Origin of the sequence: Knoellia pratensis (genome assembly GCF_042666395.1) — a bacterium.
Classification (GTDB): Bacteria; Actinomycetota; Actinomycetes; order Actinomycetales; family Dermatophilaceae; genus Knoellia; species Knoellia pratensis.
The window spans coordinates 443,998-470,610 of the sequence record NZ_JBHTDJ010000002.1 but is presented as its reverse complement, the minus strand read 5'-3'; the positions used below and the strand labels follow the sequence as shown (position 1 = coordinate 470,610).

The 26,613-nt window shown below is 70.0% G+C and carries 21 protein-coding genes and 2 riboswitches; of the genes, 10 read left to right on the top strand and 11 right to left on the bottom strand.

The annotated features are described in order from the left end of the window. Nucleotides 1-6 precede the first annotated feature (6 nt). Both bluB and cobN read right to left on the bottom strand, forming a co-directional pair. Complete coding sequence (gene bluB, locus ACFQRE_RS09370; protein WP_380121456.1) at nt 7-1,779, bottom strand: 5,6-dimethylbenzimidazole synthase; 1,773 nt, start codon at nt 1,777-1,779, stop codon at nt 7-9. Further along, nucleotides 1,776-5,432, bottom strand: coding sequence for a cobaltochelatase subunit CobN (cobN, locus tag ACFQRE_RS09365; RefSeq protein WP_380121454.1), 3,657 nt, complete (start codon nt 5,430-5,432; stop codon nt 1,776-1,778). The genes bluB and cobN overlap by 4 nt, the downstream gene beginning before the upstream one ends. A gap of 59 nt (nt 5,433-5,491) precedes the next feature. Beyond that, a riboswitch (cobalamin riboswitch) is annotated at nt 5,492-5,629 on the bottom strand. Nucleotides 5,630-5,635: 6 nt separating this feature from the next. Between cobN and ACFQRE_RS09360 the strand changes: the two genes are divergently transcribed. From ACFQRE_RS09360 to ACFQRE_RS09350, 3 genes are read left to right on the top strand one after another with little or no spacing between them, the layout of a single operon-like run. Beyond that, nucleotides 5,636-6,790, top strand: a complete 1,155-nt coding sequence (locus ACFQRE_RS09360) for a cobalamin biosynthesis protein CobG (protein WP_380121452.1) — start codon at nt 5,636-5,638, stop codon at nt 6,788-6,790. Further along, the gene (locus ACFQRE_RS09355; protein ID WP_380121450.1) at nt 6,787-7,458 is read left to right on the top strand and encodes a precorrin-8X methylmutase; all 672 of its coding nucleotides are present in this window, start codon (nt 6,787-6,789) and stop codon (nt 7,456-7,458) included. Before ACFQRE_RS09360 ends, ACFQRE_RS09355 begins: the two co-directional genes overlap by 4 nt. Beyond that, nucleotides 7,455-9,014, top strand: coding sequence for a precorrin-2 C(20)-methyltransferase (locus ACFQRE_RS09350; RefSeq protein ID WP_380121447.1), 1,560 nt, complete (start codon nt 7,455-7,457; stop codon nt 9,012-9,014). The genes ACFQRE_RS09355 and ACFQRE_RS09350 overlap by 4 nt, the downstream gene beginning before the upstream one ends. Nucleotides 9,015-9,162: 148 nt before the next feature. On the opposite strand, the gene cobM is transcribed toward ACFQRE_RS09350, so the two are convergent. Together cobM and cbiE are read right to left on the bottom strand one after the other, a co-directional pair. Continuing rightward, nucleotides 9,163-9,909, bottom strand: coding sequence for a precorrin-4 C(11)-methyltransferase (gene cobM, locus ACFQRE_RS09345; RefSeq protein ID WP_380121444.1), 747 nt, complete (start codon nt 9,907-9,909; stop codon nt 9,163-9,165). Further along, on the bottom strand, nt 9,906-11,144 hold the full coding sequence (gene cbiE, locus ACFQRE_RS09340) for a precorrin-6y C5,15-methyltransferase (decarboxylating) subunit CbiE (RefSeq protein ID WP_380121442.1): 1,239 nt from the start codon (nt 11,142-11,144) through the stop codon (nt 9,906-9,908). The genes cobM and cbiE overlap by 4 nt, the downstream gene beginning before the upstream one ends. A gap of 58 nt (nt 11,145-11,202) precedes the next feature. Then, nucleotides 11,203-11,291: riboswitch (adenosylcobalamin (AdoCbl) riboswitch) on the top strand. 72 nt (nt 11,292-11,363) lie between these two features. On the opposite strand from cbiE, the gene ACFQRE_RS09335 reads away from it, so the two are divergent. Genes ACFQRE_RS09335 through cbiB form a run of 7 tightly spaced genes read left to right on the top strand, consistent with a single transcriptional unit; the run spans nt 11,364 to nt 19,827 of the window. Further along, complete coding sequence (locus tag ACFQRE_RS09335) at nt 11,364-13,472, top strand: VWA domain-containing protein (protein ID WP_380121440.1); 2,109 nt, start codon at nt 11,364-11,366, stop codon at nt 13,470-13,472. Beyond that, the gene (gene cobO / locus ACFQRE_RS09330; protein ID WP_380121438.1) at nt 13,472-14,086 is read left to right on the top strand and encodes a cob(I)yrinic acid a,c-diamide adenosyltransferase; all 615 of its coding nucleotides are present in this window, start codon (nt 13,472-13,474) and stop codon (nt 14,084-14,086) included. The genes ACFQRE_RS09335 and cobO overlap by 1 nt, the downstream gene beginning before the upstream one ends. Next, the gene (locus ACFQRE_RS09325; RefSeq protein ID WP_380121436.1) at nt 14,080-16,545 is read left to right on the top strand and encodes a cobyrinate a,c-diamide synthase; all 2,466 of its coding nucleotides are present in this window, start codon (nt 14,080-14,082) and stop codon (nt 16,543-16,545) included. Before cobO ends, ACFQRE_RS09325 begins: the two co-directional genes overlap by 7 nt. Further along, complete coding sequence (gene cobA / locus ACFQRE_RS09320; RefSeq protein ID WP_380121433.1) at nt 16,542-17,561, top strand: uroporphyrinogen-III C-methyltransferase; 1,020 nt, start codon at nt 16,542-16,544, stop codon at nt 17,559-17,561. Before ACFQRE_RS09325 ends, cobA begins: the two co-directional genes overlap by 4 nt. A gap of 6 nt (nt 17,562-17,567) precedes the next feature. Next, a complete protein-coding gene (locus ACFQRE_RS09315) occupies nt 17,568-18,344 on the top strand; it encodes an adenosylcobinamide-GDP ribazoletransferase (protein WP_380121429.1) in 777 nt (258 codons plus the stop codon). A gap of 2 nt (nt 18,345-18,346) precedes the next feature. After that, a complete protein-coding gene (gene cobU / locus ACFQRE_RS09310) occupies nt 18,347-18,898 on the top strand; it encodes a bifunctional adenosylcobinamide kinase/adenosylcobinamide-phosphate guanylyltransferase (protein ID WP_380121427.1) in 552 nt (183 codons plus the stop codon). Then, the gene (cbiB, locus tag ACFQRE_RS09305) at nt 18,895-19,827 is read left to right on the top strand and encodes an adenosylcobinamide-phosphate synthase CbiB (RefSeq protein WP_380121425.1); all 933 of its coding nucleotides are present in this window, start codon (nt 18,895-18,897) and stop codon (nt 19,825-19,827) included. Before cobU ends, cbiB begins: the two co-directional genes overlap by 4 nt. Before the next feature lie 76 nt (nt 19,828-19,903). Here cbiB and ACFQRE_RS09300 read toward each other — a convergent pair whose 3' ends face one another. From ACFQRE_RS09300 to ACFQRE_RS09270, 7 genes are all read right to left on the bottom strand, one after another. After that, nucleotides 19,904-20,638, bottom strand: coding sequence for a cobalt-precorrin-6A reductase (locus tag ACFQRE_RS09300; RefSeq protein WP_380121422.1), 735 nt, complete (start codon nt 20,636-20,638; stop codon nt 19,904-19,906). Next, complete coding sequence (locus ACFQRE_RS09295) at nt 20,635-21,417, bottom strand: nucleoside/nucleotide kinase family protein (protein ID WP_380121420.1); 783 nt, start codon at nt 21,415-21,417, stop codon at nt 20,635-20,637. Before ACFQRE_RS09295 ends, ACFQRE_RS09300 begins: the two co-directional genes overlap by 4 nt. Further along, a complete protein-coding gene (locus ACFQRE_RS09290; protein ID WP_380121418.1) occupies nt 21,302-22,081 on the bottom strand; it encodes a TSUP family transporter in 780 nt (259 codons plus the stop codon). Before ACFQRE_RS09290 ends, ACFQRE_RS09295 begins: the two co-directional genes overlap by 116 nt. Further along, nucleotides 22,078-22,830 carry an HAD family hydrolase gene (locus tag ACFQRE_RS09285; RefSeq protein WP_380121416.1) on the bottom strand — a complete coding sequence of 251 codons (753 nt, stop codon included), beginning with the start codon at nt 22,828-22,830 and terminating at the stop codon, nt 22,078-22,080. Before ACFQRE_RS09285 ends, ACFQRE_RS09290 begins: the two co-directional genes overlap by 4 nt. Then, entirely contained in the window at nt 22,827-24,617 is a 1,791-nt protein-coding gene (locus ACFQRE_RS09280; protein ID WP_380121645.1) for a proline--tRNA ligase, read from the bottom strand. The genes ACFQRE_RS09285 and ACFQRE_RS09280 overlap by 4 nt, the downstream gene beginning before the upstream one ends. Nucleotides 24,618-24,780: 163 nt before the next feature. Then, a complete protein-coding gene (locus ACFQRE_RS09275) occupies nt 24,781-25,200 on the bottom strand; it encodes a CBS domain-containing protein (protein WP_380121413.1) in 420 nt (139 codons plus the stop codon). A gap of 134 nt (nt 25,201-25,334) precedes the next feature. Beyond that, nucleotides 25,335-26,594 (bottom strand): MFS transporter, encoded by a 1,260-nt coding sequence (locus ACFQRE_RS09270; RefSeq protein ID WP_380121410.1) that lies wholly within the window; start codon nt 26,592-26,594, stop codon nt 25,335-25,337. Nucleotides 26,595-26,613: the final 19 nt, after the last annotated feature.

The following is a 26,613-nucleotide window of genomic DNA, read 5'->3' as shown; positions in this document are numbered from 1 at the left end:
TCGGACTCACGGGTGGGTGCGGGCCACTTCTCGCCTGATGCGCAGCCCTTGGAGGATGAGGGCGGCCGCGAGCGTGGCGCCGACGCCTTCACCGGAGCGCAGACGCAGGACGACGAGGGGTTCGAGGCCGAGGAGCCTGAGGACGTCGCCGTGAGCGCGTTCGCGGCTCTGCTGCCCGGCGATGAGGTGCGCCTGCACGCCCCGGTCGAACGCCACGGCGAGAATTCCCGGCAACGAACCGGCGAGGCCGTCGAGGATCACCGGGGCACCAGCGCCCGCGGCACCGAGCACCACACCAGTGAGGACCGCGATCTCTGCGCCGCCCAGAGCCGCGATGAGGTCGGCAGGGTTCTTGCGCCAGTCGTCCGCACGGGAACCAACCCTGGCGAGGGCCTGCTCCACGGCGGCACGCTTGCGCTCGACGATGTCGGTGTCGGCCCCTGCACCGACACCAACCGCTTCGCGAGGCCCCAGCCCGGTCACGACACAGGCGAGGGCAGCAGCCACGGTCGTGTTCCCGATGCCGACCTCGCCGAGCGCGACGAGCCCTGTCGCTGCGGCACGTTCGCCGATCTGCACACCCAAGAGCACGAGACGGTCGGCATCAGCACGAGACAACGCATCCGCGTTGACGAGGTCACCCAGAGGGTCGAGCGGGTGGGCGTCGACGGCGCCCGGGACGGGAGTTCCAGCGGTGGCGCCGGCGTCGACCACGACGAGGCCGAGTCCCGCCGAGCGGGCGCTCACCGCACCCGCAGCCACTCCCGAGACTGCGGCCTCGAGGACGTCACGGGTGACTGTCTCGGGATAGGCGCTCACGCCATGCGCCGCGACCGGGTGGCTGGCGCCAGCGAGAACCAAGGTGCCGCCGAGCGGCATACGCCCTCGTCCCAATGCTTCGACGCGGCTCACGACGCGGTCGAGGACGCCGAGCGACTCGGGCGGCGCGAGGAGTCCGTCGGCGTCGTCGGTGGCTGAGACGAGCGACTGCTGGGGCAGGCGGTCGAGGTGCGAGACCGGTGCCTCGGCGTCCTCATTGGTCCAGCGGTCGTGCATGACGATGTCGTCCAAGGGCATCCGCTTCGACCAGGCGGCTCGCTCCAGGCCTGGTGAGGGCGGGCGTTCGTCGGGCCAGCCGAGGCACATCCAGCCCATGGGGACAACGCCCTCGGGCAACGCGAGGAGGGCGGCCAGTTCGGCGGGATCGAAGAGGGTCACCCAGCCCATGCCGAGTCCGCGTGCCCGCGCGGCGAGCCACATGTTCTCGATGGCGCAGGCACACGACCAGAGGTCGGCGTCGGGGAAGGTCGCTCGTCCGAGGACGCCGCTCGCCGGGGTGCGTCGGTCACAGACCACGACGATGCCGACGGGCGCCTCGCGCAAGCCTTCGAGCTTGAGGTCGAGCATGCGGGCCGCGCGGTCGTTGGTGAGAAGCGCGGCCTGGTCGAGGCGCGCTCGGTCGGCGAGGTGGGCGGCCCGGTCGCGGATCGCGGGATCGCTCACGACGATGAACCGCCACGGCTGGGAGTGGCCAACAGAGGGCGCCTGGTGGCCGGCGGTGAGCACTTCGGTGAGCAGGGCCTGCGGGACGGCGTCGGGGCGGAATCGGCGAATGTCGCGACGACCAGCGATGACTTCGTCGAGGTTCGCGATGACGTCGGGCTCGAACGCCCAGCCCGACGGGTCGGCGGCGCGCTCCCGGGCGCTCGTCGCGTCACCGATCACCGGGGTGGGGCGCGGCCACGACGTCGCCGCCCGGCCCTGCTGGGGCTCGCTCACTCCTCGAGGTCGCCTTCGACGTCGAGGTAGACCTGACGCATCTGGTCCATCACCTCGGGGTCCGGCTCCTCCCACAGGCCGCGATCGGCCGCCTCGGACAGCTTCTCGACGATGCCTCGCAGCGCCCACGGGTTGGCATGGCGCATGAAGTCCTGGTTGGTCTTGTCGAGGACGTAGTCGTGCGCGATCCGGTCATACATCCAGTCAGGGACGACACCCGCGGTCGCATCGAACCCGAAGAGATAGTCGACAGTTGCCGCGAGTTCGAACGCACCCTTGTAGCCGTGGCGCTGCATCGCCGCCATCCATCGCGGGTTGACGACGCGGGCGCGGAAGATGCGGTTCGTCTCCTCCTGGAGGGTGCGCGTGCGGACGCTCGACGGGGTGGTGGAGTCACCGACGTAGGCCTTCGGGTCGGTGCCCGTCAGCGCACGCACCGTCGCGACCATGCCGCCGTGGTACTGGAAGTAGTCGTCCGAGTCGAGGATGTCGGACTCGGTGTTGTCGATGTTCTTGGCCGCGACCTGGATACGGGTGTAGTTGCGCTCCATGTCGTCGCGGGCAGGTGCACCGTCGAGGTCACGACCGTAGGCGAAGCCGCCCCAGGCTGTGTAGACCTCGGCGAGGTCCTTGTCGTCCCGCCAGGTGCCCGACTCGACGACCTGGAGTATGCCGGCGCCGTAGGACCCGGGCTTGGAACCGAAAACGCGTGTGCGAGAACGGCGCTCGTCACCGTGCTCGCGCGTGTCAGCGGTGGCGTGTGCCTTGGGGAAGTTCTGGTCGAGCGGCTCGTCGAGGCCCACGACGAGTGCCACCGCGTCGTCGATGAGGTTGATGACGTGCGGGAACGCGTCGCGGAAGAAGCCGGAGATGCGCACGGTGACGTCGATGCGAGGACGGCCGAGCTCGGTCAACGAGATCGCCTCGAGCCCGATGACGCGACGGGACTGTTCGTCCCACACCGGCATCACGCCGAGGAAGGCGAGGATCTCGCCGATGTCGTCACCGGAGGTGCGCATCGCCGACGTGCCCCACGCCGAGAGACCGACCGAGCGCGGCAGCTCACCCTCGTCGTCGAGGTAGCGCTGCAGCAGCGAGTCGGCCATCGCGACGCCCGTCTCGTAGGCGAGGCGTGACGGGATCGCCTTGGGGTCGACCGAGTAGAAGTTGCGGCCCGTGGGCAGCACGTTGACGAGTCCACGCAGCGGCGAGCCCGAGGGACCCGCCGGGACGTAGCCGCCGTCGAGGGCGTGGAGCACCATCGGGATCTCCCCCGTGGTTCCGGCCAGTCGCGGCACGACCTCCTCGCACGCGAATCGCAAGGAAGCCTCGACGCCGGCGTGTGCCGCACCGAGTTCGGCGACGACGATCTCGGGGACAGCCGACACGTCCCAATGGCGCTGGGAGAGTGCGGTCACGAGGTTGCGTGCGGTCTCCTCGGCAGCATCCGTCTCGCTCGTCGACGCACCCGTGGCCTCGAGCCCCAGTGCCGTTCGCAGACCCGGTATGCCGTCCTGCTGGCCACCGAAGACCTGTCCGGCACGCAGGATCGCGAGGACGAGGTTGTCGAGCCCCTCGCCACTGGGCGCCTCGCCGAGGACGTGGAGCCCATCGCGGATCTGGACGTCCTTGACCGCGCAGAGCCAGTAGTCGATCTCGCCGACGAGCTTGTCGAAGCCTGCCTCGTCGGGCCGCTCGATCAGACCGAGGTCCTGGTCGAGCTTGGCGGCCTGGAGCAGCGTCCAGATCTCACCCTGGAGCGCCGGCGCCTTGGCCGGATCCATCGCTGCGACGTTGCCGTACTCGTCGAGCAGCTGCTCGAGCCGGGCGATGTCGCCATAGGACTCGGCCCGCGCCATCGGCGGCACGAGGTGGTCGACGATCGTCGCGTGCGCGCGGCGCTTGGCCTGCGTGCCCTCGCCAGGGTCGTTGACGAGGAACGGGTAGATGAGCGGCACCGAACCCAGTGCCGCGTCGCTGCCGCAGCCGGCGGACAGGGCCAAGTTCTTGCCCGGCAGCCATTCGAGGTTGCCGTGCTTGCCCATGTGCACGACGGCGTGCGCGCCGAACTCCTCCTCGATCCACCGATAGGTCGCGATGTAGTGGTGGGTCGGCGCCAGATCGGGGTCGTGATAGATCGCGATGGGGTTCTCACCGAACCCGCGCGGCGGCTGCACGAGCAGCACGATGTTGCCGGATTGCAGTGCGGCAGAGACGATTTCGGGTTCGCCACCCTCGCTCACGCCCGAGGAGTCGACGAACAACTCGCCTGGAGCCTCGCCCCACGCCTCCGTCATCCCCTCGCGAAGGTCAGCCGGAAGGGAAGCGAACCACCCGGCATACCGGCTGCTTGGAATGCGCACGTGGTGCTCGGTGAGCTGACCATCGGTCAGCCACTCGGGGTCCTGGCCGCCGGCGGCGATGAGGGCGTGGACGAGGGCGTTGCCGGCCGTGGTGTCGAGGGCTTCGCCGTCGCGCGGTTCCACATCGTCAAGGCCGGGTATGCCGCCGCGCTCGCCGAGGTCGTAGCCCGCCTCGCGCATCGCGCGCAGCAGGCGGATCGTCGACACCGGGGTGTCGAGGCCGACGGCGTTGCCGATACGGGAGTGTTTCGTCGGATAGGCCGACAGGAGGATCGCGATCTTGCGTTCAGCCGGGGGCGTGTGGCGCAGCCGGGCGTGGCCAACGGCGATACCGGCGACGCGGGCGCAGCGCTCTGGATCGGCGACATAGTGCGGCAGGCCATCGGAGTCGGTCTCCTTGAACGAGAACGCGACCGTGATGATGCGGCCGTCGAACTCGGGGACGGCGACCTGGGTCGCGACGTCGAGCGGGGACATGCCGTCGTCGGACTGTGCCCACTCCTCGCGGCTCCAGGTGAGGCAGAGCCCCTGGAGGATCGGGACGTCGAGAGCGGCGAGAGCGGCGACGTTCCAGGAGTCGTCGTCCTCACCGGCGGACGCGGTCGCGGGGCGGGTGCCACCCGCGGCGAGAACAGTGGTGACGATCGCGTCATAGGTGCCGAGGTGCTCGAGGAGGTCCTCGGGGGCATCGCGCAACGAGGTGGCGTAGACGGGTACGCCCACTCCCCCGGCGTTGTCGATGGCGTCGGCCAGCGCATGGGCGAAGTCGGTGTTCCCGGCGGCCTGTTGGGCGCGGTAGAACAGGACGGCAACGCGCGGGCGGTCGGCGTCGGCGGCGTCGGTGGCCTCGGTCGCGCCCGGGCGTTCGAGGGCTCCCCATCGCGGCAGCTCGATCGGCGGCTCGAAGGGGTCACCGCTGAGCAGCAACGTGTCCGAGAGGAAGGCGTGGAGCTCGCGCAGGTTGTCGGCGCCACCCTGCGCGAGATAGCGATGCGCCTCATGGACCACACCGGCGGGCGCGGTCGACTCGGCCATGAGCGAGGCGTTCGGGGCCTGCTCGCCGCCGAGGACGACGAGCGGGACGCCCGTCTCACGGATGCGCGCAAAGCCCGAGCAGAGGTCCTGGGGCGAGCCGAGGATGCGGGCCACGACGATGTCGGCGCCCTCGATCGCGCCGGCCATGTCGGTGTGGCCCGGCCGCGAGGGGTTCGCCCAGACGTAGTCGGCTCCACTCGCACGGGCGCACAGGAGGTCGGTGTCGGACGTCGACAGGAGAGCAATGCGGGGCATGGGCCGTGAGGCTCCTTCCGGGGTTTCCTCGCCCCGTGACGGCTGGACCCGACGGTTCCGTCGAGCCAGCTGCGACGACGTTCCTGACTCACCCACACCTCGCGGCGGGACTCACAGTGGCGGGACCGTCCCGGAGTTTCACCGGGTTCCGTCAATTCGCAGCCGTGGGCAGCCTAACCGGCCATGCGGCTACTGTGACCGCCGTGTCCGAACGCCCAGCCCTCGACCGCTGCCCGGGCCTGCTGCGCCCGTTCATCGCGGAGGACGGTGCGCTCGTGCGATTGCGTATGCCGGGTGGTCGCCTTGCGACGTCCGTCCTGCGCGAGGTGGTCGAGATCGCCGGCGCGAACGGAGCGCCGGTGGTCCAGCTGACCTCGCGGGGAAACCTGCAGGTCAGGGCCCTGCCCGATCCACTGTCGCTGGCGTTGATCGAGGCGGTGGAGGCCACCGGGCTGTTGCCCTCGGCATCGCACGAGCGGGTGCGCAACATCCTCGCGGCGCCCCTGGCACGCGACCTGGACGACCTCGTGGACTCGTTCGACGCCGCTCTGATGGCTGAGCCCCGGTTGGCCTCACTGCCGGGTCGATTCCTCTTCGCCTTCTCTGACGCCTCGGGCTCGGTGCTCTCCGAGCGTTGGGACGTGGCCTACCAACGGCACTCGCGGAAGTCCGGCACGCTGCTCGTGGGTGACGGCGGAGCACCGGTGAAGCCCGAGGACGCCGTGACCGCGATGATCGAGGTGGCGCTGCGCTTCGTCGAGTTCGCCCCGGAGGGTGCGTGGAACGTCCGCGACCTGCCCAACCCCTCCGACCTATTGCCCCATCGCGCGCCTCACGATGAAGGCGCGCCGCGCCGGGACCCGCGCGATGGGGCAACACGTCGGCCCGTGGTTGCTCGGCCTCTCGCGCCGGGAGTGGTTGGCGACGCCGTGGTGGCTGGGGTTCCTCTCGGGATGCTCACCCTCGAGCACGTGGAGGCGTTGGCCCACGTGGCCGACGAGGTCGTCATCACGCCGTGGCGTTCGGTCGTGGTCCGGGGCGGAGCCCCTCGCGTCGAGTCGTTGCGTTCTGCGGGGCTGGTGACAGAGCCCGAAGGGCCGTGGGCCAGACTCTCTGCCTGTGTCGGCGCCCCGTCGTGCCGACGCACGACGGTCCCCACCCTCGACCTCGCGCGATCCGCGGCCGAGACGGTGGTGTCCCAACGGCTGACGGCCACACAGGACGTCCACGTCGTTGGGTGCGAACGGCGGTGTGGCACAGGGATATCCAACAGAGTCCTCGTCGCACCGCCAACCGTCGACGACGTGGTTTCGGCTTTGACCACCCCAGCCACCGCAGCCATTCGAGGAGAACAGTGAGCGAGCACGCAGCGCCCACCCGTCGCTACGACTACGTCACCGACGGTCAGGAGATCTATCGCCGCTCCTTCGCGATGATCCGCGCTGAGAGCGACCTGTCGTCCCTGCCGAGCGACCTGCACACCGTGGCAACCCGGATCATCCACGCGTCCGGTGACGTCGACATCACCGCTCACATTGCCGCTCACCCCGACGTCGTTCGCGCCGCTCGCACGGCACTCGCTGAGGGCGCGGCGATCATCACCGACTCGCAGATGCTCGCGTCCGGAGTCACCCGTCGGCGTCTCCCCGCCGACAACGAGGTCATCTGCACCCTGCGTGACGAGCGCGTGCCCGCCCTCGCTGCCGCCTGGGACACGACCCGGGCCGCCACCGCCGTCTCCCTCTGGGGTGATCGCCTCGAAGGCGCCGTCGTGGCCATCGGCAACGCCCCGACCGCCCTGTTCCACCTGCTCGAAATCATTCTCGATGGCGGTCCGCGACCGGCCGCGATCGTCGGGCTGCCCGTCGGCTTCGTCGGGTCCGCCGAGTCCAAGATGGCCCTCGCCGAGCACCTGCTGGACGACGGCACCCAGGTCCCATGGCTCGTCGTCCACGGTCGACGCGGCGGGTCGGCCATGGCCGCAGCCGCCCTCAACGCCCTCGCCACTGAGGACGAGCTCGCGTGACCGCCAACGTCTCCACCGCACAACCCGGCCACCTCTACGGCGTCGGCGTCGGCCCCGGCGACCCCGGCCTCATCACCCTGCGCGCCGCCTCACTCATCGCCTCCGCTGACGTCGTCGCCTACCACCGGGCGGCCCATCGCGAGTCGACCGCGCGCAGCATTGCTGCAGACCACCTCCGGGACGGCGTCATCGAGGAACCCCTCGTCTACCCCGTGACGACTGGCACCACCGACCACCCGGGTGGCTACTACGGCGCCCTTGCCGACTTCTACGACGAGTGCGCCGAGCGCTTCCGCGCGCACCTCGCGGCAGGTCGCAGCATCGTCTGCCTGGCCGAGGGCGACCCGCTCTTCTACGGGTCGTTCATGTACGTCCACGATCTCCTGCGCGACGAGTTCCCGACCGAGGTCGTCCCGGGCATCACGGCGATGGCGGCAGCCACAGCAGCCGTGGGTTCCGGTCTGTCCCGTCACGAGGACACCGTCACCGTGCTCCCCGGCACCCTGCCCGTGCCGGAACTCGCCCGTCGCCTCGCCGACACCGACGCAGCCGTGATCATGAAGCTCGGCCGCACCTTCGAAGGCGTCCGCGAGGCCCTCCACCAGGCCGGGCTCCTCGACCGAGCCGTCTATGTCGAGCACGCGAGCCGCGCCGGGCAGCGAGTCGTCCCCGTGAGCGAGGTCGACCCGCAGACGGTGCCCTACATGTCGATTGTCATCGTGCCCGGTGAGGACCTGCGAGCCGACGCGGCCGGACGTGCCGCGGCACACGGCATACGCGAAAGTGGCTCTGCCACAACGGAACTCAACGTCGGCACGGTCCACGTGGTGGGCCTCGGACCGGGACCCGACAAGTGGCTCAGCCCTGAGGCGAGCGATGTTGTGAGCCGGGTCCAGCACGTCATCGGCTATGCACCCTACGTGGCCCGCGTGCCGCAACGTCCCGGTCTCACCCGACATGCGACGGGCAACACCGTTGAGGTGGATCGTGGCCGCCACGCCCTCGAGCTCGCCCTCAAGGGCGACGACGTCGCGGTCGTCTCCGGTGGTGACGCCGGCGTGTTCGGCATGGCTGCTGCAGTGTTCGAGGCGAGTGAGGCGGCCCAGGTGGACGACGCGCGATTCGCCGACGTCCCGATCCGCGTCATCCCCGGCATCACGGCCGCCCACGCGGCGAGTGCACTCGCTGGCGCCCTGCTGGGTGCTGACCACGCGCTCATCTCGCTCTCGGACCGGCTGAAGCCGTGGGATGTGCTGCTCGAGCGGCTGACCTCGGCCGTGCGGTCGGACCTCGCGGTCGCGCTCTACAACCCGCGCTCTCGCAGTCGCCCCCACCAGCTCGGTGAGGCACTCGATGCGGTGCGCCAGGTGGCGCCGCCCGAGCGTGTCGTCGTCGTCGCCCGCAACGTCGGGCGCGCCGGTGAGGACCTGCACGTCACCACCCTCGGTGAGCTGGATCCCGAGTCGGTCGACATGAGCTGCCTGGTCGTCATCGGCGCCTCGAGCACCAAGGTCACTTCGACCGGACGGGTGTGGACACCGCGCTGGGTCGACTGAGCCTCGACTTCGTGCCCCCAACGGACGCGACCCACCCCCGACTTCGTGCCCCAAACGGACAACGACCCACCCCCGACTTCGTGCCCCAAACGGACAACGAGCGCCAGCGAGTTGCCCGTATGGGGCACGAAGTCGAAATGCCCCGGGGTCAGGGTCGGTTGCGGATGCGGGTGCCGTAGAGATGGCTCTCGACGAAGTCCTCCGCCTCCAGCGCCCACCCGACGATGATCACCGCAGCCTGCCGCAACCCAGCCGCCTCCACCTGGTCGGCGATGTCGGCGAGGGTGCCGCGCAGGATGAGTTCGTCGGGCTGGGTGACCTGGGAGCCCACGACGACAGGGCAGTTCGCGCCATAGTGCTCCGCCAGCTCCGCTGCCAGACGACGGGTGTGCCGGATGGCCAGGTGCAGGACCAGGGTCGCCTTCGTCGCGGCGTAGGTTGCGAGCTGTTCCCCGGGCGGCAGGGACGTCGAATCGCGCTGCGCCCGGGTCAGGACCACGGTCTGCGCGACCTCGGGGACGGTGAGCTCACGTCCGATGGCTGCGGCCGTGGCGGCATAGGCGGGCACGCCCGGAGTCACATCCCACGGGACACCCGCGCGATCGAGCCGGCGGGTCTGCTCGGCGATTGCTGAATAGATCGACGGATCGCCGGAGCAGAGCCGAGCCACGTCCTTGCCCGCTTCATGTGCCGCCACGAGGTGGGCGGTGATGGTGTCGAGATCGATTCGCTGGGTGTCGATGAGCTCGGCATTCTCGGGGCAGTGCGACAGCACCTCAGCGTCGAGGTAGGTCCCGGCGTAGAGGCACACGGGCGCCTCATTGAGCAGCCGGACAGCGCGCAGTGTGAGCAAGTCGGCAGCCCCGGGGCCTGCACCGATGAAGTGAACGGTCACGAGGTTCCCTGCTGTCGGGTGGCGGCATGCGGCTTGGTGGCGGACCACTGGACGATCGGTCGCGCCGGAGTCCACGAGAGGTGTCGCCCGAGCGCTTCCGCGCGTTCGATGCTCACGCGCCGCAGGTCCCCGCCGAGCCGACCCTGCGCCGCGACGACCAGTGCCTCGGTGTCGAGCGTGACGCAGTGGACGACGAGTCGGCCACCCGGGCGAAGTGCCTCCCAAGCAGCACCGATCAGGTCAGCAGTCGCCCCTCCACCGATGAACACCGCATCAGGAGAGGGCAGTTGGTCGACAACATCGATCGAGTCACCAGTGGTCACGGAGATGGGCACTCCGAACGTCTCGGCGTTCTTCCCCACGCGTGCAGAACGCACCGCGTCACGCTCCACGGCGACTGCGGTCGTGCGCGGGGCGGCCAGGCACCATTCGACCGACACGGATCCCGAGCCCGCGCCGAGGTCCCACAGCCGCTGGCCGGCCATCGGTCGAAGAGCAGCAATGACCAGGGCGCGAACCTCGCGCTTGCTGATCTGGCCGTCATGGGCGAATGCCTCCTCGGGCAGTCCCGGCGAAGACCCCCACAGGATCGCAGTCGCGGGCACCTCGAGGGCCACGACGTTGAGAGCCGGTATGCCGTCCGGACCCGGAGCCCTTCCATCCGCGAGTTCCGCTGCCGCACAGTCGAACCGGCTCTCCTCAACGGCGCCGAGATCGCCGAGCACGCTCATGGCCGTGTCCCCCAGACCCAACTCGACAAGGGCCCGGGCGAGCCCCACCGGAGTGTCTCCACTCGCCGAAAGAGCCACGACCCGAGCGCCCGGCGCAAGGTGCCGGCGGACGGCATACACACTGCGTGAAACGAGAGAGACAACTTCAGTTGACTCGCTCGGCCAACCCATGCGGGCACGCGCCAGCGCGACCGACGACACAGCCGGGTGGACACGCACCCGGTCAGCCCCCAGGACGCGGATGAGGGTTGACCCCACACCGGACACAAGCGGGTCACCCGTGGCCAGCACCACCACGCCGTCCACACCAATTTCCCCCAGGAAGCTCTCCATCGAAGGCAGCATCGGCGAGGGCCACGAGCGGCGGAGCTGCCCGTCCACCACCGGCGCCAGATCGAGCAGGCGAGGCGACCCGACGAGAGTGCGAGCAGCGGCAATGCGCTGCTGATGGGCGGGCGGAAGGGCCTCGAGCCCCTCGGCGGGCACCCCGACGACGTCGATCACGGCGCTCACTGTAGACACACCGGGCGCCCGCCCGCGCCGCCGTGCCATGATGGCGCCGGTCCCCCGCGAGGAATACCGGTGCAACTCCGGAGCGGTCCCGCCACTGTGATCCCGACCCGTCGGGAAAGCCAGGACGTCGCCGGGGACTCTCGTGTCGGGCACCCGACGCGTGCCGGCACTCAGGCGAGCGTGGTCACTCGCCTCAAGGAGATACCTCGCGTGACGCACTACCCCTTCACCGCGGTCGTCGGCGCCGACGACCTCTCCCTCGCCCTCATCCTCACCACCGTCTCCCCCGCCATCGGCGGCGTGCTCGTGCGCGGCGAGAAGGGGACCGCGAAGTCGACGATCGTCCGCGGACTGGTCGACCTCCTTCCGCCGCACGACGTCCTTGAAGGCTGCCGTTTCGCCTGCGATCCCGTGCGGCCGGATCCCACGTGCCCGGATGGTCCTCACACCGCTGCCACTGCGACGACTTCTCGGCCGGCCCGCCTCGTCGAGCTGCCGGTGGGCGCGACCGAGGACCGCGTCATCGGATCGCTCGACCTCGGCAAGGCGCTCGGCTCGGGTGAGGCGGCCTTCCAGCCGGGACTCTTGGCGGATGCGCACCGCGGAATCCTCTACGTCGACGAGGTCAACCTCCTTCACGACCACCTCGTCGATCTCCTGCTCGACGCCGCCGCCATGGGGCGCAACACGGTCGAGCGCGACGGCGTCTCCGTGAGCCATGCCGCGCGGCTCGTCCTCGTCGGCACGATGAACCCCGAGGAGGGCGAACTCCGCCCGCAGCTCCTCGACCGCTTCGGCCTGACCGTGGAGGTTGCGGCTTCGCGCGACCCGCTGTTGCGTGCCGAGGTCGTTCGCCGTCGGCTCGCCTTCGATGCCGATCCGGTCGGCTTCGCTGCCGGGTATGCCGCCGCGCAGCGCGACTTGGCCGACCATGTCACCGCCGCGCGGATCGCTGTCGACCGCGTGGAGCTGAGCGACCGGTCGCTGGCGACGATCGCCCGGGTGTGCGCCGGATTCGAGGTCGACGGAATGCGCGCCGACATCGTCACCGCCCGGGCCGCGATCGCGCACGCGGCGTGGCACGGCCGCGTATCGGTGACGCGTGAGGACATCCGGGCGGCAGCGATCTTCGCTCTGCCGCACCGCCGCCGGCGCAACCCGTTCGATGCGCCCGGCCTCGACGAGGACCTCCTCGACCGCCTCCTCGGTGACGAACCCAACGATCCCGGCCCCGACGACGACCATGACCCCGACAGCCGACCCGACGACGCGGATGACACTGCGCCTGCCTCTGACTCTGACCCCGTGACCAACCCGGGAGTTCCCCCGAAAACCACGCAGGACCAGCAGCAGGACGCAGGGTCCCGCGAGCCTGAGCCGTCGCGCGCGGCGGACGACACCCCACAGACACCCGAGTCCCGTGACGACTCCGCGAACCCCACCCCCGACAGGGAGACACCGGCCGTGGTTCCGGCCGGTGTCGCGGCGGCAGGGACGCCGTTCCGGGCTCGGGCCTTCACCCTCACCGGGGTCGGCACGGGCGAGTCAGGTCGCCGCAGCCGCGCCCTCACCGCCACCGGCCACACCATCGGTTCGACGACGAGCAGATCCGGCCGGCTTCATCTCCCGGCGACCATCACCGAGGCCGCGCGCCACCGCGGAACGCGCGGGACGGCATACGGACGGCTTGTCCTGCTGCCCGGAGACCTCCGCACGGCGGTCACCCAGGGCCAGGAGTCGAATCTCGTCCTCCTCGCGGTCGATGCGTCCGGATCCATGGGCGCGCGTCGCCGCATGGAGGAGGTCAAGACGGCGGTGCTGTCACTGCTGCTCGATGCCTACCAGCGGCGGGACCGGGTGGGGCTCGTGACGTTCCGTGGACACGGTGCTGAGGTGGCTCTCCATCCGACGTCGTCGGTCGATGCGGCCGCCCGGTCCCTCACCAACCTGGCCCACGGCGGTCGCACGCCTCTGGCCGAGGGCCTGCTCATGGCGACCAAGGTGCTGGCGCGAGAGAAGTTGCGCGACCCCAAGCGTCGTCCCCTGCTCGTCGTCGTCACGGACGGCCGTGCGACTGCCGGACCAGACGCGCTGGAGCGGTCGTGGACCATCGCCGACGCGTGGGGACGCACGGGACACCAATCAGTCGTGATCGACTGCGAGACAGGGCGATTCAGGCTCGGGCTGGCCGCTGACCTCGCCACGCGCATGGGTGCGACCCACGTCCCCCTCGGCGAGGTCGCCGCAGGAGCGATTGTCGAGTCGGTGACGTCGGCACGTGACGAGTGGCGAGCTGGTCGCGGCGGGCGGGCTGCCTGATGGTGCAGGGACAGGTTCCGGTCGAGGCGGCCGACGGACTCACGACGCGGCAGCGCCGCAACCGCCCGCTCCTCCTCATCCACGGCGGCAAGGGCAAGGGGAAGTCGACGGCCGCGTTCGGGCTGGCGCTCCGCGGGTGGAGCCAGGGCTGGTCGATCGGCGTCTTCCAGTTCGTGAAGTCGGCGAAGTGGCGCATCGGTGAGCAGACCGCCCTCGAGGCGCTGAACCGGCTCCACGAGGAGACCGGCGAGGGTGGCCCGATCGAGTGGCACAAGATGGGCTCGGGCTGGTCCTGGTCGCGCAAGGCTGGGTCCGAGGAAGACCACGCGGCCGCCGCGCAGGAGGGCTGGGCCGAGATCCGTCGGCGCATCGAGGCACAGACGCACGGGCTCTATGTCCTCGACGAGTTCACCTATGTCCTCAAGTGGGGCTGGGTCGACGTCGACGAGGTCGTGTCGGTGCTTTCGTCCCGGACGGGCTTCCAGCACGTCGTCATCACCGGACGCGACCCCCACCCGAGCCTCGTCGAGATCGCCGACGTCGTCACCGAGATGACCCAGGTCAAGCACCCCTTCGAGCAGGGACAGAAGGGACAGAAGGGCATCGAGTGGTGAAGCTCCCGCGGCTCGTCATCGCGGCCGCCGCATCGGGTCAGGGCAAGACGACGGTTGCTGTCGGTGTCATGGCCGCCCTCACGCGCGCCGGACGGGTCGTGGCCGGTGCCAAGGTGGGCCCGGACTTCATCGACCCCGGCTACCACGCGCTGGCGACCGGACGTCCCGGCCGCAACCTGGACCCCTGGTTGCAGGGCGAGGACCGCATCCTGCCGCTGCTGGTCCACGGCGCCCAGAACCCGGCACCCTCCGACGTCACCGTCATCGAGGGCGTCATGGGGCTCTTCGACGGGCGCCTCGGAAGCGATGGATGGGCGTCGACCGCGCACCTCGCGACGCTGACCAGCAGCCCCGTTGTCGTCGTCATCGACATCTCGTCGGCGGCCCGGACGGTCGCGGCCGTCGTGCACGGCCTGCGCGGCTTCGATCCTCAGGTCCACGTCGCTGGCGTCATCCTCAACAAGGCCGGTTCCACCCGGCACGCCGACGAGGTGCGACGCAGCGTCGAGCAGCTGGGCACACCGGTGTTGGGAGTGCTGCCGCGGGATGCGGGCGTCAGTGCGCCGTCGCGGCACCTCGGACTGGTCCCGGCCGCCGAGCGGCCAGAGGCCGCGGCCGCACTCGACCGACTCGCGGAGCAGACCTCCGAATACATCGACCTCGATGCGCTCGTCGAGATCGCCTCTGCCGCACCGGATTTCGACACTCCGGCCTGGACTCCGGTCACGTGCGAAGCACTCTCGAAGCACGCACCCCGGCGCGTGGCCATCGCGGGAGGTCGGGCGTTCACGTTCCGCTACGCCGAGACCGAGGAACAGTTGCGTGCCCTCGGCTGCGAGCCGGTGACGTTCGACCCGGCTCTGGACACAGCGCTCCCGGCGGGCACTCAGGGCATCTATCTCGGTGGTGGCTTCCCCGAGATGCACGCCGCCGCGCTGTCGACCAACCGACGCCTTCTCGCCGAGGTGCGTGACGCGGTCCTCTCCGGAGTCCCGACCGTGGCCGAGTGCGCCGGTCTGCTCTACCTCTCGCAGGCCGTCGACGGGCACGGTCTTGTTGGTGCGGTCCCGACGACCGCAGCGATGCACCCACAGCTCACGCTCCGCTACGTCACCGCCATCGCGCCCGATGACACCCTGCTCGGTCCTGCGGGCACCCGCGTTCGCGGCCACGAGTTCCACCGCACGCAGACGACGCCGAGCCGTGGCGACAACGCCGCCTGGCTGCTCGACGGCGCCCCCGAAGGGTGGTCGCTCGACCCTGCCGGGACGGGTTCGCCGACCGTGCACGCGTCCTATCTGCACACCCACTGGGCCGGACACCCGGAACTGGCCGTGAGCTTCGCCAAGGCCGTCCACCGAGGCGAATCTCTCTCCCGCACAAGCCTCCCCAACGTCACGACCATCCCCTCCCAACAGGCCGAGCCCGAGATCGTCGACCCTCTCGAGCACCACGGCGACTCCGAGACCGACCCTGCGCTGGTCGATCTCGCGGTCAACGTACGCCTCTCGACCCCTCCTCCGTGGTTGGCACAGAGCCTCCGCGACAGCGTTGGTGAGCTCGCGGCATACCCGGATGTCCGCAACGCACGGCGCGCCATCGCGCGCCGGCACGGAGTCGACGAGGACATGGTTCTCCCGACGAGCGGGGCAGCGGAGGCCTTCGTCCTGCTGGCGCGCATGACTCGCGCCACCCGCCCGGCGATCGTGCACCCCCAGTTCACCGAACCCGAGGCAGCGCTACGACGCGCAGGGATCTCCCCTGATCGGGTCGTCCTCGACGCTGCCAACGGCTTCGCCCTCCTGCCCGAACTCGTGCCCGAGGACGCCGATCTCGTCGTCATCGGCAACCCCACCAACCCCACCGGAGTCCTTCACCCACGAGGCGCGCTCGAGCCTCTGCGTCGGCCCGGGCGACTCCTCGTCATCGACGAAGCCTTCATGGACACCATTGCGGGAGAGGCTGATTCACTCATTTCGGGTGAGATGGAGGGTGTCCTCGTTCTCCGGTCGCTCACCAAGACCTGGGGCCTGGCAGGCCTACGAGCCGGGTATGCCGTCGGCTCACCGTCCGTCATCGCCGCCCTGGCGCTCCAGCAACCGCACTGGTCGGTGAGCACCCTGGCCGCCACCGTCATGGAGGCGACCACCACGGCACCAGCCCTCACCGAGGCCGCAGCCGCCGCCGCTGACACGACCCGCTGGCGGGAGCACCTGCTCGCCGGCCTCCGCGACCTCGGCCTGAGCCCGATCGAGTCGCAGACATCGTTCGTCCTCGTCGACGTCGGCGAGGGAGTCCGTGAAGAGATGCGGGCGCGCGGCTATGCCCTGCGGCGGGGTGACACCTTCCCGGGTCTCGGCCCCCAGTGGGTACGCATCGCCGTGCGCGACCCCCAGACCATCGACGGCATGCTCCGCGAGCTGGCCATCCTGCTCACCTCCGAGGGGCGCACTGCATGAACCTCACCATTCCCACAGGCGCATCCCCCTCGGTGCTCATCACCACGCCAGGACCTCGCATCGCCGAGACCGTGCACGCACTCACCGACCAGGGCGCGGTCGTCACCGTGGCGGCGACCGACCTCATCGAAGCCACCACCCGGGCAGCGCTCGACGACCTCAGCGGCCGTCGGCTCGTCACCGTCGATGCCCACGCCTTGCCACAGGACTTCGACGTCGTCCTGCGCGACCCGCTCACAGTCCCCGTGGCAGGCTCACCCGGCTCCCCCGAAAATGACGGTTCGCCGGGCACGGGGCGGGTCACCCTCGTCGGCGGCGGCCCCGGATCGGTGGACCTGCTCACCGTCGGCGGACTTCGGGCGGTCCGTGAGGCCGACGTGCTCGTCTGCGATCGCCTTGCGCCCCTGTCGGTCCTCTCGGAGGCACGCTCGGACGTCGAGGTCATCCACGTCGGCAAGATCCCACGCGGCGCCTTCACCCCGCAGGAGTCGATCAACGCGCTCCTCGTCGAGCACGCCCTCGCCGGCAAGTACGTCGTCCGCCTCAAGGGCGGCGACAACTATGTCTTCGGGCGCGGAGGTGAGGAATGGAACGCCTGCGCCGCGCGCGGCATACCCGTCGATGTCGTTCCGGGTGTCTCGTCGGCCATCGCCGTCCCGGCCCTCGCCGGCATCCCGCTCACCCACCGCGGGCTGACCCAGGGATTCGTCGTCGTCTCTGGGCACGTCGGCCCCAAGGACGAACGCAACGAAGCCGACTGGGCTGCCCTCGCCCGATGCGGCCTCACCATCGTGATCCTCATGGGCGTGGCCGCGCTGGCCGAGATCTCCGAGACGCTCATCGAACACGGCATGGACCCCTCAACGCCTGCGGCCTGCATCGCCGACGGCGCCATGCCGAGCCAGCGATCCGCGCGTGGAACCCTCGAGGACATCGCCGCCATCGCCGACGCGCAGGACCTCACTCCCCCGGCCATCACCGTCATCGGACGCGTCGTGTCCGCCCTGGAAGCCTGAATTACCGTGCAGGACAGCGTTGCTGGACTCAGGCTTGCCGTCGGAACGCTCACCGTCGTACCCGTCGGCGAGATCGCAGACCCCACGCGCGGGCACGCCCGGTGGGCGATGGCCCTGGCGCCAGTCGCCGCGCTGCCCATCGCGGTCGCGGTCAGTGGGGTCGCCGTGCTCGGACATCTGGCATCGCTTCCGGCCCTGCTCACGGCCACTCTCGCGATCGCTGCCGTCGCGGCAGGAACGCGCGGCATGCACCTCGACGGGCTGGCCGACACGGTTGACGGGCTCGGCGCCGGCTGGACCCGTGAGCGGGCGCTCGAAGTCATGCGTCGCGGTGACGTCGGCCCGATGGGTGTGGCTGCCCTGATCTTCGTTCTCCTCGTCCAGGTGGCCGCGCTCACCGCCATCGTCGACCGCCCGCAGGGGTGGCTGGTCGCCGGTGCCGCCGTGGTCGCCTCGCGCACATCGGTGTTGTTGACCTGCCGAGCGGGTATGCCGTCCGCTCGCCCGAGCGGGCTCGGTGCCGTCGTCGCGGGTTCCGTCCCGACGTGGGTGTCGGGCCTCGGCGGTCTCGTCGTCATGGGGCTGTTGTCGGCGACCGCCGCTGCCACTGGCCTGAGACCTGCAGCGGGAGTCGTCGCGGTCGTCCTGGCCGCCGTTGCAGTGGGACTACTCCTCCGGACGTGTCGCCGCGTCTTCGGTGGAGTGACTGGCGACATCATGGGGGCCGCCATCGAGGTGGCTCTCGCTGTGATTCTGGTCGTCCTCAGCTCAGGGAGGTGGTGACGGTGCGAACCCTCGTCACAGGTGGGGTCCGGTCCGGCAAGTCCGTCATCGCCGAGAAGTTCGTGGCCGACGCCGCTGCTCTGCACTCGCCGGGCGTGCCGATCACCTACGTCGCCACCGGCCCCTGCGCCGACGATGCGGACTGGGCCGATCGCATCGCCACGCACCGCAGCCGTCGCCCGCCCTCGTGGCACACCGTGGAGACTCGGGACCTCGCCACTGCGCTCGATGCACTGACCGGTCCGGCCCTCGTGGACTGCCTCGGCACCTGGCTCACGGCAGTCCTGGACGAACTCGAGGCCTGGGAGGCACCGCGTGAGGAGTGGCAGGACGCGCTCCACGAGCGAACCGCCTCCGTCGTCCTGGCGTGGTCACGGTGCCCACATGACGTCGTCGCTGTGACGAACGAAGTCGGTTGGGGCGTCGTGTCCGAGCACCGGTCCGGCCGGATCTTCGCGGACGAGCTCGGACGGCTCAACCAGGACATCGCCCGGGCCAGTGAGCGGGTTTTCCTTGTGGCCGCTGGCCACCTCCTCCCCCTCCGCAAGCCGTGAAGCGGCACCCGGACCCGGTGACCGTGGGTCTCGTCCTCGGATTCCTGGCCGATCGCGCGCTGGGTGATCCGCGCCGATTCCACCCCGTCGCCGGTTTCGGGCAGGTCGCAGCCCGCGTTGAGAGGACGCTGCACGCGCCGAGCCGCTCGAGGGGCGCCCTGGCCGTGGGCGCCCTCGTCACGACGACGGTCGGCCTCGGACTGCTCGAGCGAAGGCTCCCGCCTGTCGCGCGCGTCGCCGTCGCGACGATCGCCACGTGGGCCGTTCTCGGTGTCAGGTCCCTGGATCGCGAGGGCGAGGCGATCACCACCCTGCTCGCCGCCGACGACCTCGCCGGAGCCCGCACCCGCATCCGCAACCTCGTGGGCCGTGATCCGAGCGGCCTCGACGGTGTCGGCATCGCCCGAGCCTGCGTCGAGAGCATCGCCGAGAACTCCGCCGATGCCGTCGTGGCTCCGCTGTTCTGGGGCGCCGTCGCGGGAGTGCCGGGCCTCCTCGGCTATCGCGCGATCAACACGCTCGACGCAATGTGGGGTCACCGCAACGAGCGCTATCGCGAGTTCGGTTGGGCCGCAGCCCGCCTCGATGACGTGGCCAACTGGCTTCCCGCCCGCGCCACCGTCGCCATGAACGCCGCCCTCGTGGGTCCTGGTCGTGCCGCAGAGGTCATCCGGGTCGTACGCCGTGACGCCCCCGCCCACCCCAGCCCCAACGCCGGTCCGGTCGAGGCCTCATGGGCGACGGCCCTGGGTGTCCGGCTCGGGGGCACGAACCACTACGACGGCGTCGACGAGAACCGCGGCCACCTGGGCGATGGACCTGCAGTCACCGTCGCCGACATCCCCCGCGCCACCGAACACCTGCGCCGACTCTCGACCGCGGCGCTCGTGGCGGTGGTCAGCGCGCGAGGCATCGCCCACCGGCGCTGAACCGACTTCGTGCCCCGCACGGACACAAGACAGAGGCCTTCGGCCGACGATCGTGTCCGTGCGGGGCACGAAGTCGTCAGGTGAGCCAGGTGAGGACTTCGTCGATGGAGCTGACCGCGGTGACTCCAGCGGGCACCTGCGGCCGCCGGACGATGATGACAGTCACGCCGAGCTCGGCCGCAGCGGCGAGCTTGCCCGCCGTGTAGGTGCCACCGGAATCCTTGGTGAGCAGCGCATCGACCTGGTGCTGGCTCATGAGTGCCCGCTCGTCAGCCACATCGAACGGGCCACGGTCCAGCAGCACGGTCCAGCGCTCCGGCGGGTCCTCATCCAGCGGCTCGACCACGCGCAGCAGGACGTCCCGATCGGTCCACGACGCGTAGTGCTCCAGCGTCTGGCGACCGGTCGTGATGAACGGCCGCTCCGCCCCGAGTTGCTCGGCCAGAGCACGCCCAGCGTCGTAGTCATCGACCCAATGCCACGCACCCGCGTCGGGCTGCTCACTCCACCCGGGCCGCGCCAGACGCAGGCATGGCACGCGCGCAACCGCCGAGGCAGCACCGGCGTTCGCCGTCATCCGGACGGCAAAGGGATGCGTTGCGTCCACGAGGTGCGTGTAGCCGCCCTCGACCAGCGCAGCCGCAAGACCATCCACGCCACCGAACCCACCGACGCGCACGGCACCGACGGGCATCCGCGGTTTCGACACCCGACCCGCCAGCGACGACACCACGTCGACACCAGCCTCGGCCAGCGCCGCAGCCAGTGCCCGCGCCTCCGCCGTCCCACCGAGCAGGAGCACTCGTGTCATCGGTCGCTCTCGCTCACAACCACGCCATCGAGCAGCACGACGTCCGCCCGCTCGGCTCCGCCCTCGACCGCCTGCGCGTTGTCCTCGTCGGAACGCAACACCCACTCGGTGGCATCGGCCACCTCGCGGCCGGTCTCGACGTGGCGCGTGACGAGCCGCTCCACCCGCACGTCACCGTCGAGTGCGCACCACCACACCTCGTCGAGCATCGCGGGCAGGCCCACCCAGTCACCCGACCCCAGCACCAGGTAGTTCCCCTCTGTCACCACGAGATCCGCCGCGACCGGCACCACGACAGAGTCAGCAACCGGCTCCCCCACCACGTGGTCGAAGCTCGGTGCCGTGACCACAGCGCGAGGCAACGAGCGCACGGAAGCCAGCACACCGGCATACGCCATCGCATTGAAGGTGTCCGGCGCTCCCTTGCGGTCTCGGCGACCCAAGGAGTCCAGCTCGAGGTTGGTGAGGTGGAAACCGTCCATCGGCACGTGCGCGACACGACCGGCCAACGCCGGGTATGCCGCCACAGCAGTGAGCAACCGCGTCACCAAGGTCGTTTTGCCGGATCCCGGGGGGCCCGCAATCCCCAGGACCGCGCGGCGCGGTGCCACGCTGGCCACAAGGGCCTCCAGACGGCCCAAAAGGTCCTCGACGCAACGCTGTTCACCAGACACCGAGTACCTGCCCTCCAATGCGGATCGTGAAGGCAGCGACCACGAGGACGAAGATGACGCGGACGAATCCACTTCCCCGAGCGACTGCAGTACGAGCGCCAACATAGCCGCCCAGGAGGTTGGCCATGGCCATGACCGCACCCACCTTCCACATGACGTGACCGCCCGGCACGAAGACCGTCAAGGCTCCCAGGTTGGTGGCGAAGTTCGCGATCTTGGCCTTGGCGCTCGCCTCGAGGAACGCGTAGCCCATGAGGCCGACGAGCGCGAACACGAGGAACGAGCCCGTGCCCGGTCCGAGCGCGCCGTCATACATGCCGATGGTGAACCCCACGAGCATCGCCGTCAGCGTGTGCCGAGTGCCGTCCCACCGCAGCGCCGTCTGTGTGCCGAGGGTTGGCTTGAAGAGGGTGTAGGCGCCCACCGCGACCAGCATCACGAGGATGATCGGGTTGAACGCCGACTTGGGGATGTGCAGGCCGATGAGCGCTCCGCCGATGGCCCCGAAGTAGGCGATGACGGCCATCGGGATGGCGGTCCGTAGGTCAGGTTTCACCCGCCGCCAGTACGTCGTCGCGCTCGCCACTGTGCCCGCGATCGAGCCGATCTTGTTGGTGGCGAGCACCTGCGCGGGCGTGGCCCCCGGGAAGCCCAGGAGCAGGGCAGGGATCTGGATGAGGCCACCCCCACCCACCACCGCGTCAATCCATCCGGCGACGAACCCCGCGAGGCCCATGAGGGCCAGGGTCGTCAGTTCCGGATCGTTCACCCGCGCCAGCCGTCGACGATGTCGAGGATGTCGAGCAGTTCGTGGGCGCGGGCATCGGGCACCGCGGTGACGTCCACGCGCTGAGCGGCAGGGATGTCGCTGTGCGGGATCCAGATGGCGCGCATACCGATCCGCTGGGGTCCGTGGACGTCCTCAAAGATGCGGTCTCCGACATAGGCCGCGGCTTCGGGCTCGACACCCACAGCCGCGCAGGCCGCCCGGAACGCCTCCGGATGCGGCTTCACATGGTCGAGCTCGGACGAGTAGACATCGGCGTCGATGAGGTCGAGGACGCCATCGCGCTCGAAGATCTCGCGGTGGTACTCCCGCGACCAGATCGTGTTGGAGAGCACGCCAACGCGCAGCCCGCGTTCGTGCAGGCCCTCCCAGAGCGGCCGGACCTGCGGGTCGGTGAGCGTGTGCGGCTCCCAGAACCCTTGGTATGCCGCGAGGGCCAGATGGTGTCGGTCGTGCTCGGCATCGACGCCGGCAGCGTCGAGGATCTGCTCGAGACTGGCGCTCGAGTGGTCCTCACGCCCGCGCTTCCAGGCTTTGTCCTCGGCCGCGAGGATCTTGTCGGCGAGCTCCTGGGCCTGCTCGAGGTCGGCCTCGCTCACCTCTGGAGAGTCCACGGGGATGCCGTGCACCTCACGGGCAAAGACGCGCCACTGCTCGGGCAGGTCGACGTCGTGCCACGGGGTGAGCGTGCCGCCCCAGTCGAAGATGACAGCCTCGAGCGGGCGGTTCACGCCTGGTCCCCGCGCACCTCGGCCAGCACCTCGTCGATGACGGAGTCGACAGCGACCTCGCGACGCTCGCCTGAGCGACGGTCCTTGATCTCGATGACACCGTTCTCGAGGGACTTGCCGACGACGACGATCGTGGGGATGCCAATGAGCTCGGAGTCCTTGAACTTCACCCCGGGGCTGACCTTCTCGCGGTCGTCATAGAGCACCGAAAGTCCCTGTGCCTCGAGCGAAGCAGTGATCTCGTCGGCCTTGGCGAAGACGTCAGCGTCGCGGTCCCGGTTCTTGCCCGTGGCGACGACGTGGACGTCGGCGGGCGTGACGGCGCGCGGCCAGCACAACCCGATCTCGTCGAGGGTGTCCTCGGCGATGGCGGCCACTGCACGGGACACACCTACCCCATAGGACCCCATCGTCACGGTGACGAGCTTGCCGTTCTCGTCGAGCACCTTGAGGTCGAGCGCTTCGGCGAACTTGCGGCCGAGCTGGAAGATGTGGCCCATCTCGATGCCTCGGGCGGTGTGCAGGACGCCCTGCCCGTCGGGGCTCGGGTCGCCCTCGCGCACCTCGGCGGCCTGGATCGTGCCGTCTGCGGTGAAGTCACGGCCGTGGACGAGGTCGAGGACGTGCTTGCCGTGCTCGTCGGCGCCGGTGACCCACGCGGACCCCTGCGCGATCGACGGGTCGAGGACGTAGCGGATGCCCGACGCGCGCTCCTCACCGAGCACCCCCGGCCCGATGTATCCCTTGGCCAGCTCGGGGTGGGCGGCAAAGTCCTTCTCGTCAAAGGCTTCCACCTCTGCGGGCGAGACCTGGGCCTCGAGCCGCTTGGGGTCGACCTCGCGGTCACCGGGCACGCCGATGGCGAGCGGCTCCCGGCTGCCGTCCGGGTGGACGAGCACGACGAGGACGTTCTTGAGGGTGTCGGCGGGCGTCCACGCGCGGCCGTCCTGGCGCGGGTGGTTCGCGTTGAGCGAGGCCACGAGCGTCTCGATCGTCGGGGTGTCGGGGGTGTCCTCGACGTGCGCGGCTGACGTCGAAGCCACAACGTCGGGCGCCACTGCGTCTGCATTGGGCACGACGACGGCCTCGACATTCGCGGCATACGTGCCGGCGTCGTTGCGCACGAACGTGTCCTCGCCGATCGCGCTCACGGCGAGGAACTCCTCGCTCGCCGAGCCGCCCATGGCACCGGACTGCGCCTTGACAATGACGTACTCGAACCCGAGCCGGTCGAAGATCTTGATGTAGGCCGCGCGGTGCGCCTGGTAGGACGCCTCCAGTCCAGCGTCGCTCACGTCGAAGGAGTAGGAGTCCTTCATGACGAACTCGCGCCCGCGCAGGAGCCCTGCACGCGGACGCGCCTCGTCGCGGTACTTGTTCTGGATCTGGTAGAGGCTGAGCGGCAGGTCCTTGTAGGAGCTGTACATGTCCTTGACGGCGAGGGTGAACATCTCCTCGTGCGTCGGCCCGAGCAGGTAGTCGACGCCCTTGCGGTCCTTGAGCCGGAAGATGTTGTCGCCGTACTCCGTCCAGCGGTTCGTCGCCTCGTAGGGCTCGCGCGGCAGCAGCGCCGGGAAGGTCAGCTCCTGCGCCCCGATGGCGTCCATCTCCTCGCGCACGATCGCCTCGACCTTGCGCAGGACCCGAAGCCCGAGCGGCAGCCACGTGTAGATGCCGGGGGCGGCGCGACGGACATACCCGGCGCGCACGAGGAGACGGTGGCCCGGCAGCTCGGCGTCGGCCGGGTCCTCGCGCAGGGTTCGCAGGAACAGCGACGACATGCGCATGGCCACGGGGAGACTCCATAAGTTCAGGGGGTGGGAACTCGCCAAGGATAACGACGGTTGGGTATGCCGTTCACTCGGATTCCGCGTAGCTCGCCGTGGGTGCCCGTCCAGAAGGCGCGGAACCATCCGCGCCTTCCGAACCCGCTGTGTGACCACTCGCTGGTCACGACCTGGCGAACACCTCCTCGACGAAGGTGCTGAGCTGCTTCTCGTCCAGGTGCTTCGCGAGGTCGGACTCGCTGATCATGCCGACGAGCTTGTGGTCGGACATGACGGGCATGCGCTTGATCTGCTGCTGGCCCATCGTGTCCACGACCGTCATCATGTCGGTGTCGGCGTCGACCCAGGTGACTCTCCCTTGGGCGAGCTCACCTGCGGTGCACGTGGTCGGGTCCTTGCCCTCGGCGACACACTTGATGACGATGTCGCGGTCGGTGATGATGCCGTGGAGCTTCTGGTCCTTGCCGCAGATCGGCAGGGAACCGACTCCCATGTCGCGCATCATCATGGCCGCTTCGTTGAGTGTCTGGTCCTCGGTGATGCACTGCGTGCCTGCGTGCATGATGTCTCGGGCTGTCGTCATTCTGACCTCCTCGGTGGAGTGACTTTCCGGGGCGGCGCAGTGGACGGGCCTGGCGACGAAGGCCTGTCCGGCGCGTCGTCACTGCCCACTGTCCTCCGCTGCGTCCCGGGGCACAACCCCGCTGGAACTCGGCTTCAGTCGGCCTCGGCGTACCTCGCCGTGGGGGCCGCGCGGCGCAGGGCGGGAACCCACATGAGGGCGGCCGCGCAGCCGTTGGCCAGGGCCACGACGACGAGGGCATCAGGAACCCCGAGGTGTGAGGCCACCTGCCCCGACACGAGCACACCGATGGTCGCTCCCCCGCCCCACGAGATCGTGCGTGATGCGGTGCTGACCCGGGACAGCAGGCGTTCGGGGATGACCTGCATCCGATAGGTGACGGTGGCCGAGATGACGAGGACGTGCAGCACCGCGTAGACAAGATAGACGCCGAGCGCGAAGCCGTAGCGGTCCAACCGGCTCAGCACGACCAGGAGCACGGTCATGGCCGGGAAGAGGAACTGCCCCAGGCGAATGGCGCCGAACCGTCGGCTGAGTCGCGGCATGAGGAAAGAGGCCACGAACGCCCCGGCCGCCCAACTGCCGAAGAGGAGCCCGAACCGCCACCCGCTCGTGCCGACCCCGAGCACCCGGTCGGCCCAGGGCACGACCAGACCGAGGAGCGCGGCGGCCGACCCGGCGCCGAAGACAGCGACCATCGCGAGCGGCCACAGGGTCGGGTGGCGACGCAGGAAGGAGACCCCCTCGACGAGGTCGGCCCACAGGACACGAGCGGTGACTGGGGCGGACCGGTCGCGCTGACCGTTCATGGCGGTACGGATCGCCCGCACCAGCAGCACGCTCCCCAGGAACGAGAGAACGTCGACAACCAGCAACGTCGCGGGCGACCAGATCGCGAGCGCCAGGCCCACGACGGCCGGAGTGGCGACGTCGAGGACGCCCTGCGTTCCCCAGATCCGCGCGTTGGCGTCCGGCAGGCGTTCCCGACCGACGAGCGAAGGCAAGGCACCGGCACTGGACCCGTCGAAGAGGACGGCCGCAGACGCAGAGGCGAAGGCGGCGGCATACACGTGAGGAAGGGTGAGGACACCGGCAAGGTGAGCCACGACCAGTGAACCGATGGCGAAGGCGCACATGAGGTCGGCGCCGATCATGATGCGGCGGCGGTCGAAGCGATCGCCGAGCACGCCACCCACGAGTCCGAAGAACGCCATCGACAGGGTGCTCGTCGCCATGAGGGCCGAGGTCAGGGCCGGCGATCCGGTGAGCTGGTAGATGAGGACCGGGAGAGCCACAGCCGTGACCGATGACCCGATCATCGTGACCGCACGCGAGGCCCAGTAGCGCAGGAAGTCGGGGTGCTTCCCCAGCGTCGGCGCGGCAGTCTGCGTCATGACTCCACCCTAGGCTGGG

Bases quoted from the DNA above. Each gene is read 5' to 3' on its own strand.
- ACFQRE_RS09270 (WP_380121410.1), bottom strand. From the start codon at position 26,594: ATGACGCAGACTGCCGCGCCGACGCTGGGGAAGCACCCCGACTTCCTG.
- ACFQRE_RS09295 (WP_380121420.1), bottom strand. From the start codon at position 21,417: ATGTTGGCGCTCGTACTGCAGTCGCTCGGGGAAGTGGATTCGTCCGCG.
- ACFQRE_RS09280 (WP_380121645.1), bottom strand. From the start codon at position 24,617: ATGCGCATGTCGTCGCTGTTCCTGCGAACCCTGCGCGAGGACCCGGCC.
- cobN (WP_380121454.1), bottom strand. From the start codon at position 5,432: ATGCCCCGCATTGCTCTCCTGTCGACGTCCGACACCGACCTCCTGTGC.
- ACFQRE_RS09275 (WP_380121413.1), bottom strand. From the start codon at position 25,200: ATGACGACAGCCCGAGACATCATGCACGCAGGCACGCAGTGCATCACC.
- cobO (WP_380121438.1), top strand. From the start codon at position 13,472: ATGGTGCAGGGACAGGTTCCGGTCGAGGCGGCCGACGGACTCACGACG.
- cobA (WP_380121433.1), top strand. From the start codon at position 16,542: ATGAACCTCACCATTCCCACAGGCGCATCCCCCTCGGTGCTCATCACC.
- ACFQRE_RS09300 (WP_380121422.1), bottom strand. From the start codon at position 20,638: ATGACACGAGTGCTCCTGCTCGGTGGGACGGCGGAGGCGCGGGCACTG.